We start from the raw sequence: 12,726 nt of genomic DNA, 5'->3' as shown, positions 1-12,726 counted from the left end.
ATCTCCCCCTCAGACTTCTTCCACGCTGCTCGGCTCACGCCGGGACAGATCGATACCGAGCTCTTCGGCGGCCCTGAAGACGTCCTCGTCGGTGTCGCGCATCTCGATGGACATGCCGTCGCTGGAGAGCACCTCGACGTTCAGGCACAGCGACTGCATTTCCTTGATGAGGACCTTGAAGGATTCGGGGATGCCGGGCTCGGGGATGTTCTCGCCCTTGACGATGGCCTCGTAGACCTTGACCCGGCCGAGGACGTCGTCGGACTTGATGGTCAGGAGCTCCTGCAGGGCGTACGCCGCGCCGTAGGCCTCCAGCGCCCACACCTCCATCTCACCGAAGCGCTGGCCGCCGAACTGGGCCTTACCGCCGAGCGGCTGCTGGGTGATCATGGAGTACGGGCCGGTGGACCGGGCGTGGATCTTGTCGTCCACCAGGTGCAGCAGCTTCAGGATGTAGCTGTAGCCCACCGCGATCGGGTAGGGGAACGGCTCGCCGGAGCGGCCGTCGAACAGCTGCGCCTTCCCGCTCTCCTGCACCATGCGATCGCCGTCGCGGTTGGGCAGGGTGTTGCTGAGCAGACCGACGATCTCCTCCTCGTGGGCGCCGTCGAAGACCGGCGTCGCCACGTTGGTACGCGGCGCGACCTGCTCGAAGCCCTTCTCGCGCAGGCGTTCCGCCCACTGCTCGGTCAGGCCCGAGATGTCCCAGCCGCGGGCCGCGATCCAGCCGAGGTGAGCCTCGAGCACCTGCCCGATGTTCATTCGGCCGGGCACGCCCAGCGGGTTGAGGATGATGTCGACCGGCGTGCCGTCCTCGAGGAACGGCATGTCCTCGACGGGCAGGATCTTGGAGATGACGCCCTTGTTGCCGTGGCGGCCGGCGAGCTTGTCACCGTCGGTGATCTTACGCTTCTGGGCCACGTACACGCGGACCAGCTCGTTGACACCGGGGGGAAGCTCGTCGCCCTCGTCACGGGAGAACACGCGGACGCCGATGACCTTGCCCTGCTCGCCGTGCGGCACCTTCAGCGAGGTGTCACGCACCTCGCGGGCCTTCTCGCCGAAGATCGCGCGCAGCAGCCGCTCCTCGGGGGTCAGCTCGGTCTCGCCCTTGGGCGTGACCTTGCCGACGAGGATGTCGCCGGGTACGACCTCGGCGCCGATGCGGATGATGCCGCGCTCGTCGAGGTCGGCCAGGACCTCTTCGGAGACGTTCGGGATGTCCCGGGTGATCTCCTCGGGGCCCAGCTTGGTGTCACGGGCGTCGACCTCGTGCTCCTCGATGTGGATCGAGGACAGGACGTCGTCCTGCACCAGCCGCTGCGACAGGATGATCGCGTCTTCGTAGTTGTGGCCCTCCCACGGCATGAACGCCACGAGCAGGTTCTTGCCCAGGGCCATCTCGCCCTGGTCGGTGCAGGGACCGTCGGCGATCACCTGGTTGACCTCGACCCGGTCGCCTTCGACGACGATGGGCTTCTGGTTGAACGAGGTGCCCTGGTTGGAACGCTTGAACTTGGCGACACGGTAAGTCGTGCGGGTGCCGTCGTCGTTCATCACGGTGACGTAGTCGGCGGAGACCTCCTCCACCACCCCGGCCTTCTCGGCGCTGATGACATCGCCGGCGTCGGTCGCGGCACGGTACTCCATACCGGTTCCGACCAGCGGCGCCTCGCTCTTCAGCAGCGGCACGGACTGCCTCTGCATGTTGGAGCCCATGAGCGCGCGGTTGGCGTCGTCGTGCTCCAGGAAGGGGATCATCGCCGTGGCGACCGACACCATCTGGCGCGGCGACACGTCGATGTAGTCGACTTCCTCGGCACGCGCGAGTTCGGTCTCGCCGCCCTTGGTGCGGACCAGGACGCGCGACTCGGCGAAGGTGCCGTCGGGGTTGAGCACCGTGTTGGCCTGCGCCTTGACGAAGCGGTCCTCCTCGTCGGCGGTCAGGTAGTCGACCTGCTCGATCACCTTGCCGTCGACGACCTTGCGGTAAGGCGTCTCGACGAAGCCGAAGGCGTTGATCCGGCCGTAGGAGGCCAGCGAGCCGATCAGACCGATGTTCGGGCCTTCGGGCGTCTCGATCGGGCACATCCGGCCGTAGTGGGACGGGTGCACGTCTCGGACCTCGAAGCCGGCCCGCTCACGGGACAGACCACCGGGGCCCAGCGCGGACAGACGCCGCTTGTGCGTCAGGCCGGCCAGCGGGTTGGTCTGGTCCATGAACTGCGACAGCTGCGAGGTGCCGAAGAACTCCCGGATCGAGGCCACGACCGGGCGGATGTTGATCAGGGTCTGCGGCGTGATCGCCTCGACGTCCTGCGTGGTCATCCGCTCACGGACGACGCGCTCCATCCGGGCCAGGCCCAGGCGGACCTGGTTCTGGATGAGCTCGCCGACACTGCGCAGACGACGGTTGCCGAAGTGGTCGATGTCGTCGGTCTCGACGATCCGGTCGCCCTGGGCACTCGGCATCGACTCCTCGCCCGCGTGCAGGCGGACGATGTACTCGATCGTGGAGACGATGTCGTCCTCGGTGAGGGTGCCCTGCGTGATGTCGCTGTCGACCCCGAGCTTCTTGTTGATCTTGTAGCGGCCGACCTTGGCGAGGTCGTAGCGCTTGGGGTTGAAGTACAGGTTCTCCAGCAGGGTCTGCGCCGACTCCTTGGTCGGCGGCTCGCCCGGACGGAGCTTGCGGTAGATGTCGAGCAGGGCGTCATCCTGGCCGGCCGTGTGGTCCTTCTCCAGGGTGGCCCGCATCGACTCGTACTGGCCGAAGCGCTCGAGGATCTGTTCGTTGGTCCATCCCAGTGCCTTGAGAAGCACGGTGACGGCCTGCTTGCGCTTGCGGTCGATGCGCACACCGACGCTGTCGCGCTTGTCGATCTCGAACTCCAGCCAGGCACCCCGCGAGGGGATGACACGGCAGTCGAACAGGTCCTTGTCCGAGGTCTTGTCGACACTGCGGCCGAAGTAGACACCCGGGGACCGGACCAGCTGGGAGACGACGACACGCTCGGTGCCGTTGATGATGAAGGTGCCCTTCGGCGTCATGAGCGGGAAATCGCCCATGAACACCGTCTGGCTCTTGATCTCGCCAGTGGTGTTATTGATGAACTCCGCCGTGACGAACATCGGGGCGGAGAAGGTCATGTCCTTGTCTTTGCACTCGTCTACTGAGTACTTGGGCGGCTCGAACCGGTGGTCGCGGAACGACAAGGACATGGTCCCCGAGAAGTCCTCAATGGGACTGATCTCTTCGAAGATCTCTTCGAGGCCCGACTGGGTCGGGACGTCCTTGCGCCCGGCCTGACGAGCCGCCTCAACCCGGGCCTTCCACTTCTCGTTGCCCAGCAGCCAGTCAAAGGACTCGGTTTGCAGGGCGAGAAGATCAGGAACTTCGAGGGGCTCCTGGATACGCGAAAACGAAACGCGATTGGGACCAGCGGGTACGGCGGAGGCGTTGCGCGAGGCTGCCAACAGATGTCCTTCCGAGGGCTCGCGGCGGACTGACTACACGCACGCCAGACAACCTCGCAACGTGAGCAAGCATCGCGGGTCGTCAAAGGGCAGCGCAAAGGGGCAGTGTAGCCGAACGGCACACGCCTGTCCACTTCGCTCTCGCTGCATGCTCCACGTTGGTCGCAGCATCGCCCGTTCGGACGCAAACGTCAAGCCCACAACCGCGACTTTCCGCCGGGTCGGGGCCGCGACGCTGGGATTTCTCCCCTGCGTGATCGGGCGCCTACCGTCAGGCCCAAGACGATACCCGCGAACGGGGACGGCTAACGCTCCGTCACACCGAGGGTCGAACCCATGCCGACAACCGGTGTAGCAGTGACTGGGATACCCCTGGGCAAGGACTCGCTAAACCTGAATTTTGATAACAATTGAAGGACGCGCCGCGCCCGGGGCCTCAGGCGGTGCCCAGCAGCGTCGACAGGTCGGCGACGAGCCAGCGGCCGGCTGTCCTGATCATGACGAACCTGGCGCGGTTCTGGGTGATCTGTTGCTGGGGCTCGGCCTCGCCGGGCAGCTCCTTGACCGTACCCGTGTTGACGAACAGGAGAACCTCTACCCGGTCGGGTTCCGCGCGCTCGACGGCCGCCCCGGCGACCGCGGTCGTCTGGACGGTCTTCTGGGCCTTGGCGGTGGGCACGAGGGTGGTGGCCAGCTCCTTGTAATGGGTGGTCAGCTGGCCCGTGGTGTGCTCGCCGGCCCGCGCCAGGTCCTGCTCGATCGTGCGGTGGTTGTACGACAGCAGGTCCGGCGCCACGGCCTTGGCGGCGGCCATCGCCTCGACGCCCGCGGACTGCCCGTCGCGCAGGTGCCGCAGATCCGTCCACATCACCCAGAGGGCCACCGACAGCCCCAGTACGAGCGCCGCCAGCACCCCGATCGCCACGGCCTTCACAGCACCTGCACCGCCTTCGACACCAGCCAGACCCCGCCGACCTTGGTCACATCCATCGACCAGCGGTAGAAGCGCTCCTGAGGGGCGTTCTTGGAACCCTCCCAGCGGATCTCGACGTCGGCCACCACCAGGACCTTGGCGATGCCGCCCGTCATGGACTCCAGCCCGCGGGCGCGCAGCACGCCGTGCTGGACGACCTTGTTGGTGATCGTGGTCTCCTTGAGCCGGGCGGCGTTGGCGGTGTACTCGGCCCGCGCGGCCCCGGTCGAGGTCGCCAGGATGCGCCCGAGGTCGGCGTCGACGGTCTTGTAGTTGAGCGAGAGCAGGTTGACCGCGTGGGTGCCCGCGGCGTCGAGCGCGGCGGCCCGGTCGTCGTCGGTGGCCTGTTCGCCGCGGAGCTCGCCGCTGACCCACAGCGCGAACCCGCCGAGCAGCAGCGCGAGCACCCCGAGCACGATGATCGTCAGCCAAGCGGCGGACCGAGAGGCGGTGCCTGTCATGTCCGCTCCTTCCTGATCGCCGGATCATTACCCGCGAGCCACTCTTCCAGACCCGGGATCGACGGCGGTACGCCCGGCGGCGGCACATCCGCGCCCCCGCGCACACCGGTCGGCGAGCCCTCCGGCTCCGTGCAGGTCGCGCGCGGGTCGACCGCCTTCACCCGGGTGTCCTGGGGATAGCGGCGGCGTACGTCCTCGTAGCCGCGCGTGCACGGCGGCGGCACGTTGAGGTTGAGGTTGAGCCCGAAGTGCAGCCCGTCGCGCCCGACCACGGTGAAGGCCCCGGCCACGCCCGCCGGGTAGCCGATGAGCAGCTGGCGCAGCGCCGCCACCCGGGCCGAGACGGTGCGGCCGCCGACGATCAGGTTGCCCAGCAGCGGCCGCAGGTGCGGTTCGAGCCCGTCCACGAGCTTCTCCGCCGAGCGCGCCGCCGGGCCTGCGGCGTCGATCGTGCGCTCCAGGTCCGCCGAACCCTCGCGCAGCGAACCGGTCAGCGAGGCGAGGTCGCGCGCGAACCGCTTCAGATGCCCGCCCTCGGCCCGCTGCGTGCGCAGCACCGTCTCCCCTCGCTCGATCAGCGTGACCGTCTCGGGCAGGACCTCCACGGCCGCCGCCGTCAGCTCCTCGCCCGCCGCCAGCAGCCGCCGCAGGTGCGCGGCGTTGCCGCCGAAGGCCTGTTCCAGCTCGGTCACGACGGTCTCGGTGTCGCGCGGGTCCACCGACGTCAGCAGCCGCTCGGCGTCGCCGAGCAACTGGGCGGTGGTGATCGGCAGCGCGGTCCGTTCCCTGGCGATCGTGTCGCCTTCCTTCAGGTACGGCCGCGCCGTACCCGAAGGCTGGAGGTCGAGGTACTGCTCGCCCACGCCCGAGCGGTTGGCGACGACGGCGAGCAGCCCCGTGGCGGGCACCGGCGGCTCGGGCCGCAGGCGGAGCACGGCGCGCACTCCGTCGGCGGTGAGGGACAGCGACTCGACGCGGCCGACCTGGACGCCGCGGTAGGTGACCTCGGCGTGTTCGAACAGGCCGCCGGCCTCGGCCAGTTCGACACCGACCCGGTAGGCGGGCTCGAACAGGTCGGCGCCGACCCGCGCGTAGCGGACCAGCGTGTACGCGGTGGCCGCGAGGCTGATGGCGAGGAAGGCGGCCAGCTTGATCCGCAGGCTCATCGCGGGCTCCTGCCGAGGAGGTTGTCCAGGGTGGTGGACGGGGTGAGGTCCACGGTGACGTCGACGTTGCCGTAGTCGCCGCGCAGCAGGCCGGTGGCCGAGCCGGGGAAGGGGAAGGTGAGCGCGGTGCCCAGGTTCGTGGCGATCTCGTGGCGGGCGCGGTCGAGGTCGGCCAGCAGGGCGCGCAGGTGGGCGAGGTTGGCGAGGGTGTCGTCCTGGGAACGCGTGACGACGCGGGTGGCGGTGCGGCCGAGGCGGGCCAGGGCGGTGAGCATGCGGGTGAGGTCGGCGCGCTGGCGGCGCAGTTGCTTGACCGCGGGGCCGATGTCGGTGGCGACGGCGCGCAGGGTCCGGCGCTGGGCGGCCAGGGTGGCGGTGAGCCGGTCGAGGTTGCCGATGAGGCGGACGATGTCGCCCTTGGAGCCGTCGACCGCGGCGGTGAACGCGTCGAGGCGGCGCAGCAGGTTCCTGACGGTGCCGGTGCGGCCGTCGAGCATGGCGCCGAGTTCGGTGTTGATGGTGGCCAGTTGTTCCAGGCCGCCGCCGTTGACCAGCAGCGAGGCGGCGGCGAGCACCTGCTCGACCTCGGCGGTCCGGGTGGTGCGGCTCAGCGGGATGCGGCCGCCCAGGCTGCCGGTGCCGGCGGGGACCAGCTTGACGAACTTCTCGCCGAGCAGGCTCGTCTGGGAGATGGCGGCGCCGGTCCCCGCGGGCAGCGCGGCGTCGGCCCTGACCGTGCAGGTGACCTCGGCCCGCCAGCCGGCGGCCAGTTCGATCGCGGTGACCTTGCCGACGGTGACGTCGTTGAGCTTGCACAGCGAGTGCGGGACGAGGTCGAGGGCGTCGGCGAACTCGATCGTCACCTCGCGCGGGTTCTGCCCGAGGTCGGCTCCGCCGGGCAGCGGGAGCGACTGGACGCCCTCGAAACCGCAGCCGGCGGCCAGCAGCAGGGCCGTGATCGCGACGGGTGTCTTCACGGAGCCAGCCCTCCGAGCGTGCGGTCGGGCATCTTGACGGAGGCGGGCAGCGGCACGAGGTTCTGGACGATCGCGTCGAACCAGCGTCCGTTGCCGACCGCGTCGGTGAACTGCCGGGTGAAGGGCGCCAGCAGCCGCAGGGAATGGTCGAGGCTCTCCTCGTTGCGCCGCAGCAGCCCGACGAACTCCCGCAACTGCCGCAGAGCGGGCTTGAGCGTGGTCCGGTTGTCGGCGATCAGTCCGTCGATCTCCGCGGTCAGCTCCAGCGTGTTCATCAACAGGCTGTGGATGACGGCGCGGCGGGCGGAGATCTCGCGCAGCAGGAGGTCGCCGTCCTTGATCAGGGCGCGGAGATCCTGGTTGCGGCCGGCCACCAGGCCGGTGACGGTTTCGGCGTGCCGTACCAGATCGTGGAGTTTGTCGTCGCGGGAGGCGACGGTCCGCGAGAGGCGGCCGAGGCCGCGCACGGAGGCGCGGATCTCCGCCGAGGAGCCGTCCAGGGTCTGGGCGAGCGTGTCGAGCGCGCTCTTGAGCGCGCCCGCGTCGATGCGGGCTGCGCTGCCGGCGAGGTCGCCGAGTGCGGGCATGATCTCGTACGGCACGCTGGTCCGCTCGACCGGGATGGCGCGGTCGAGGCGGCCGGGGCCGTGGGGTTCGAGCTGGACGTGGTGGGAGCCGAGCAGCGTCGCCAGCCGGATGTGCGCGCGGGTCCGCGAGCCCAGTTGCACCTCGCGCTCCAGGCGCAGGCCGACGCGGACGTGCGCGCCCTCCAGTTCGACCTCGCTCACCTCGCCGACCTTCACCCCGGCCACGATGACGTCCTCGCCCGGCCGCAGCCCCGCCGACTCGGCGAAGGCGGCCGTGTACACGGTGCCGGTCTTCAGCTCGGGTACGGCCAGCACACCGGCCACCAGCGCCGCGACGGCGGCCAGGCCGGCGATGCCCAGCGGGAGCGGGTCGCGGTGGCGGAAGGGGGTCAGCGGCATCGGCGGCTCTCGTTGACGATCTTCGGCGTGGTGGTCGCGCCCGCCCGGACCTCCAGGGAGCAGAGGTAGAAGTTGAACCACGAGCCGTAGGAGACGGCGCGGGTGAGCTGGTTGAGGCGGATCGGCACGTCCTTGATGGTCTTGTCGATCAGCGCCCGCTCCTCGTTGAGCGCGGCGAGGAAACTGTCGGCGTGCCGGATTCCGGCCTTGAGGTCGGGCCTGGCGCGCTCGGTGAAGCCCGCGGTGACGCCGGCGAGCCGGTCGAGGGCGGCGAGGGATTCGCCGATGGCCTTGCGGTCCTCGGCCAGGCCGCTGACCAGCGACCGCAGGTCTGCGACGAGTTCGCTGTAGGCGTTCTCGCGGCCGGCGATCTCGGCGAGCACCGCGGTGAGGTTGTCGATCACCCGGCCGATGACGGCGTCGCGGTCGGCGAGCGTGCCGGTGAGCGAGGCGACGTGGCCGAGGAGGCTGTCGACGGTGCCGCCCTCCCCCTGGAGCACCTGGACGATCTGCCAGCTCAGCTTGTTGACGTCTTCCGGGCGGATGGCCTTGAGCAGCGGGCGGAAGCCGTTGAACAGCGCGGTGACGTCGAGCGCCGGGCGGGTGTCGGTGATCAGCTCGCCCGGCCGCAGCGCGCCGGGTCCGCCGCGGCCGGTGGACAGCGCGAGGTAGCGGTCGCCCACCAGGTTGCGCCAGCGGATCGCGGCGATGACGCCGCGGGGCAGCCGGGTGCGTTCGAGGACGGTGAAGGAGACCTCGGCGCGCGTCCCGGCCAGCGCGATCTCCTCCACGCGGCCCACGCGTACGCCGGCGGCCCGCACGTCGTCGCCCGGCCGCAGCCCGGTGGCGTCGGTGAACACCGCGCGGTAGACGCTCGCCGCGGCGAACTGCGTCCCGGAGATCGTGATCGCCAGCATGGCCACGCACAGGGTCGTCGCCAGTCCGAACAGCCCGAGCTTGATCGCCGCCTTCAGCGTGGTCATCGCAGCATCAGCCCCGCCAGATCCTCGGCGCCGTCGGCGAACCGCACCCCGGGGAAGGGCACCTTCGGGCGGGGCAGGCCGTAGCAGCGCGGGCCCCTGGTGTCGCGGTAAGCGGGCGCGTCGGTCCCTTCCCTGTACGGCGGCGCCGGCCTGACCAGCTCCAGCACCGCCTTCACCCGCCCGTCACCGAACGCCTCGTCCAGCAGCGGCCGCAGGCGGTCAAGGCCCTGGAACACGCACGGCACCGTCGGCGCGTAGCGGGCGGCGAGGTCGAGGGCGGGCCTGGACACGTGCTGGAGCCCCACCAGACCGGTCTCGTTGACCGTCAGCAGAGCGTCGGCCTTGCCCGCGCTCCTGGTGACCACGCGGGCGAGCCGGTCGATCTCGGCCTCTCTGCCGGTGAGCGTCCTGCTCAGCGCGGCGGAGTTGGCCAGCGTGCGCAGGAGGTCGGGGGCGGCCTGGCCGTACAGGCCGGTGACGTCGGCGAGGGCGGAGAGGTCGCGGCGGATCGCCGGAAGGTGGGGGGTGAGCCGGGTGAGGTAGTCCTCGGCCCTGTCCAGGGTGGCACCGGTTCCGGCGCCTCTGCCTTCCAGGGCGGTGGCGAGGGCGGTCAGGGTGGTGGCCAGCCGTTCCGGGTGGATGCTCCGCAGCAGCGGCAGCAGCCGGTCGAGCACCTGCGCCACCTCGACGGCGGCGGCCGGGGCGATCAGGCGGTCGCCGTCGCGCAGCTCGGAGGTCGGGGTCGCGGGCGGGACGAGGTCCACGTACTTCTCGCCGAAGACGGTCTTCGGCAGGAACCTGGCCGTGGCGGCGCGGTCGACGGGGTGGTCGAGGGCGAGGGTGAGCTCCGCGCCTCCGGTGGTCGCCTTCAGGGCGGTGACCTCGCCGACGATGACGCCGCGTACCTTGACGTCGGCGCGTGGGCCTAGCTGGAGACCGGCTCTGGGGGCCGACAGGGTCACGATCGTCGCGCCGGAGAACACCTTGAAGTACGCCGCGGCGGTCACCGCCGTGAAGGCGGCGATCAGGGCCAGCAGGGCGGCGCCGTGTCTCATCCGGCCAGCCGTACCGTGGTCGTGGTGCCCCAGATGGCCAGGCCGAGCAGGACGTTGGCCACGTTCACCGCGACCAGCACCGCGCGCACCGCCCGCCCGACCGCGACGCCGACGCCCGCGGGGCCGCCGGAGGCGTGGAAGCCGTAGTAGCAGTGCACGAGGATCACCAGCACGGCGAACAGCACCACCTTGCCCAGCGACCAGAGCACGTCGTAGGGCACGAGGAAGAGGTCGAAGTAGTGGTCGTAGGTGCCGGTCGACTGGCTGTAGAGGACGGTGGTGATCAGGCGGGTGGCGACGTAGGAGGCGAGCAGGCCGAGGACGTACAGGGGCAGCATGGCGGCGAACCCGGCGATCAGCCGGGTGCCCACCAGGAACGGCACCGAGGGGATCGCCATGACCTCGAGCGCGTCGATCTCGTCGCTGATCCGCATCGCGCCGAGCTGGGCCGTGAAGCCGGCCCCGACGGTGGCCGACAGGCCGATGGCGGCCACGATGGGGGCGATCTCGCGGGTGTTGATGTAGCTGGAGAGGAACCCGGCGAAGGCCGAGGTGCCGATCTGGTCGAGTGCGGTGTAGCCCTGCAGGCCGACCTCGGTGCCGGCGAAGAAGGTCATGAACGCGACGATCGCCATCGTGCCGCCGATGACGGCCAGGCCACCGGTGCCGAGGCTCACCTCCGACAGCAGCCGCAGGATCTCGGCGCGGTAGCGGAGCGCGCGGGGCAGTTGGAGGAAGGCCTTGGTGTAGAACTCGCCCTGCCTGTTGAGTGACATCACCACACCGCCGCGCTGATGAGGAAGTTCTCGGCGAACAGGACCATGGCCGCGAAGACCACCGTCTGGTTGACGGCGTCGCCGACGCCCTTGGGCCCGCCGGCCGCGCTCAGCCCCTTGAAGCAGGCGATCATCCCGGCCGTGGCGCCGAAGACGAGCGCCTTGACCTCGGAGATCCACAGGTCCGACAGCTCCGCCAGCGCGTTGAACGACTGCAGGTACGAGCCGGGCGAGCCGCCCTGGGCGATCACGTTGAACAGATAACTGGCGATCAGGCCGACCGTGGTCACCAGGCCGTTGAGCAGGGGCGCGACGACCGCGCACGCCGCCACTCTGGGCACCACGAGGCGGTGGAGAGGGTCGATGCCGAGCACCTCAAGCGCGTCGATCTCCTCGCGGATCCTGCGCGCGCCCAGGTCGGCGCAGATGGCGCTGCCCGCCGCGCCCGAGATCATCAGCGCGGTCACGACCGGGCCGGCCTCGCGCACGATGCCGAGCACGGCGGTGGCGCCGGTGAACGACTGGGCGCCGAACTGGCGGATCAGGTTGCCCGCCTGAAGGGCGAGCACGGCGCCGAACGGGATGGACACCAGCGCCGTGGGCAGGGCGCTGACGCTGACGATGAACCAGGCCTGCTGCAGGAACTCCCGCCAGTGGAAGGGCCGCTTGGGCACGGCACGCAGGGTGTCGAGCGTGAGCGCCACGAACGCGCCGCTCGCCCTGATCACGTGTCGCGTCCTTTCGAGTGCGGAGAGTAGTCGTTCTGGGCCGCGAAAAAGGCCGGTCCGTCCATGCGCGGGGGTTACCTGACGCCGTTGAGATGGGCGCTGACCAGCCGAGGGTACTCCTCCAGCCAGTTACGCCCGCGGTCGTCGACGAACGAGCCCTGCGGCGGGATCACCCCGTGGGCGGCCAGCCAGGCGCCGGGCGGCTGCTGGCTGCGGCGCACCCGGTTGCCCGTGGGCATGAGCTGCGGCGGGATCGGCGGCAACGAGCCGGGGTCGTGGCCCATCTGGGCCTCGGCCTCCAGTTCGGAGACGTCCTTCTCCTCCGACATGCCGATCGGGCCGTGGCGGCGCGCGTTGAGGAACTGGCGCACGACCGGCTCGTCGCTCGACAGCAGCATCTCGCGCGGCCCGAACATCACCAGCTCCCGGCGGAACAGCAGCCCGATGTCGTCAGGCACGGTACGGGCGGTGTTGATGTCGTGGGTGACGATGAGGAACGTGGCCTCGAAGTCGGTGTTGAGATCGACGAAGAGCTGGTTGAGGTACGCGGTGCGCACCGGGTCGAGCCCCGAGTCCGGCTCGTCGACGAGGATGATCTCCGGATCGAGCACCAGCGCCCTGGCCAGGCCCGCGCGCTTGCGCATGCCGCCGGAGATCTCCCCGGGCAGCTTGGACTCCGCGCCGAGCAGGCCGACGAGTTCCATCTTCTCCATGACGATCTGGCGGATCTGGGTCTCGCTCTTCTTGGTGTGCTCGCGCAGCGGGAAGGCGATGTTGTCGAACAGGCTCAGCGAGCCGAACAGCGCGCCGTCCTGGAAGAGCACGCCGAACAGCCGGCGCAGCTCGTAGAGCTTGTCCTCGCTGCAGTTGGCCAGGTCGTAGCCGTCGATCCAGATGTGGCCGCGGTCGGGACGCAGCAGGCCGACGAGCGTCTTGAGGAAGACGGACTTGCCGGTGCCGGAAGGGCCGAGCAGCACCGAGATCTCGCCCGCGGGCAGCGTCAGCGAGACGTCCTGCCAGATGACCTGCCGACCGAACGATTTGGTCAGCCCCTCGACCACGACTTCGACGCCCACCGGTCACCTTCCGCGAGCATGGGGTAACGTGACGCACACTTTACTTTCAAGTTCCCATCACGTTAGCC

11 protein-coding genes are annotated in these 12,726 nt (G+C 69.9%); all 11 read right to left on the bottom strand.

Annotation, left to right across the window (positions count from 1 at the left end):
• Positions 1 to 9: 9 nt before the first annotated feature.
• The 11 genes from rpoB to ACFWY5_RS04180 all read right to left on the bottom strand — a co-directional run bounded on the left by rpoB (position 10) and on the right by ACFWY5_RS04180 (position 12,658).
• Positions 10 to 3,477 (bottom strand): DNA-directed RNA polymerase subunit beta, encoded by a 3,468-nt coding sequence (gene rpoB / locus ACFWY5_RS04230; protein WP_379614547.1) that lies wholly within the window; start codon positions 3,475 to 3,477, stop codon positions 10 to 12.
• Positions 3,478 to 3,913: 436 nt separating this feature from the next.
• The gene (locus ACFWY5_RS04225) at positions 3,914 to 4,411 is read right to left on the bottom strand and encodes a hypothetical protein (RefSeq protein WP_379614549.1); all 498 of its coding nucleotides are present in this window, start codon (positions 4,409 to 4,411) and stop codon (positions 3,914 to 3,916) included.
• Positions 4,408 to 4,911, bottom strand: a complete 504-nt coding sequence (locus ACFWY5_RS04220) for a hypothetical protein (protein ID WP_379614551.1) — start codon at positions 4,909 to 4,911, stop codon at positions 4,408 to 4,410. Before ACFWY5_RS04220 ends, ACFWY5_RS04225 begins: the two co-directional genes overlap by 4 nt.
• Positions 4,908 to 6,077: an MCE family protein gene (locus tag ACFWY5_RS04215; RefSeq protein ID WP_379614553.1), complete on the bottom strand. Its 1,170-nt coding sequence runs from the start codon at positions 6,075 to 6,077 to the stop codon at positions 4,908 to 4,910. The genes ACFWY5_RS04220 and ACFWY5_RS04215 overlap by 4 nt, the downstream gene beginning before the upstream one ends.
• On the bottom strand, positions 6,074 to 7,054 hold the full coding sequence (locus tag ACFWY5_RS04210; RefSeq protein WP_379630514.1) for an MCE family protein: 981 nt from the start codon (positions 7,052 to 7,054) through the stop codon (positions 6,074 to 6,076). The genes ACFWY5_RS04215 and ACFWY5_RS04210 overlap by 4 nt, the downstream gene beginning before the upstream one ends.
• Entirely contained in the window at positions 7,051 to 8,040 is a 990-nt protein-coding gene (locus ACFWY5_RS04205) for an MCE family protein (RefSeq protein ID WP_379630513.1), read from the bottom strand. Before ACFWY5_RS04205 ends, ACFWY5_RS04210 begins: the two co-directional genes overlap by 4 nt.
• Entirely contained in the window at positions 8,031 to 9,023 is a 993-nt protein-coding gene (locus ACFWY5_RS04200) for an MlaD family protein (RefSeq protein WP_379630512.1), read from the bottom strand. The genes ACFWY5_RS04205 and ACFWY5_RS04200 overlap by 10 nt, the downstream gene beginning before the upstream one ends.
• Complete coding sequence (locus ACFWY5_RS04195; protein WP_379614561.1) at positions 9,020 to 10,078, bottom strand: MCE family protein; 1,059 nt, start codon at positions 10,076 to 10,078, stop codon at positions 9,020 to 9,022. Before ACFWY5_RS04195 ends, ACFWY5_RS04200 begins: the two co-directional genes overlap by 4 nt.
• A complete protein-coding gene (locus ACFWY5_RS04190) occupies positions 10,075 to 10,854 on the bottom strand; it encodes an ABC transporter permease (RefSeq protein WP_379614563.1) in 780 nt (259 codons plus the stop codon). Before ACFWY5_RS04190 ends, ACFWY5_RS04195 begins: the two co-directional genes overlap by 4 nt.
• The gene (locus ACFWY5_RS04185) at positions 10,854 to 11,582 is read right to left on the bottom strand and encodes an MlaE family ABC transporter permease (RefSeq protein WP_379614566.1); all 729 of its coding nucleotides are present in this window, start codon (positions 11,580 to 11,582) and stop codon (positions 10,854 to 10,856) included. Before ACFWY5_RS04185 ends, ACFWY5_RS04190 begins: the two co-directional genes overlap by 1 nt.
• Before the next feature lie 74 nt (positions 11,583 to 11,656).
• On the bottom strand, positions 11,657 to 12,658 hold the full coding sequence (locus tag ACFWY5_RS04180) for an ABC transporter ATP-binding protein (protein WP_379614568.1): 1,002 nt from the start codon (positions 12,656 to 12,658) through the stop codon (positions 11,657 to 11,659).
• Between the last annotated feature and the right edge of the window lie 68 nt (positions 12,659 to 12,726).

The sequence above is a fragment of the Nonomuraea sp. NPDC059007 genome (genome assembly GCF_042740555.1).
Classification (GTDB): Bacteria; Actinomycetota; Actinomycetes; order Streptosporangiales; family Streptosporangiaceae; genus Nonomuraea.
The sequence above is the reverse complement of the archived record's forward strand: the minus strand, read 5'-3'. Positions and strand labels throughout refer to the sequence as shown.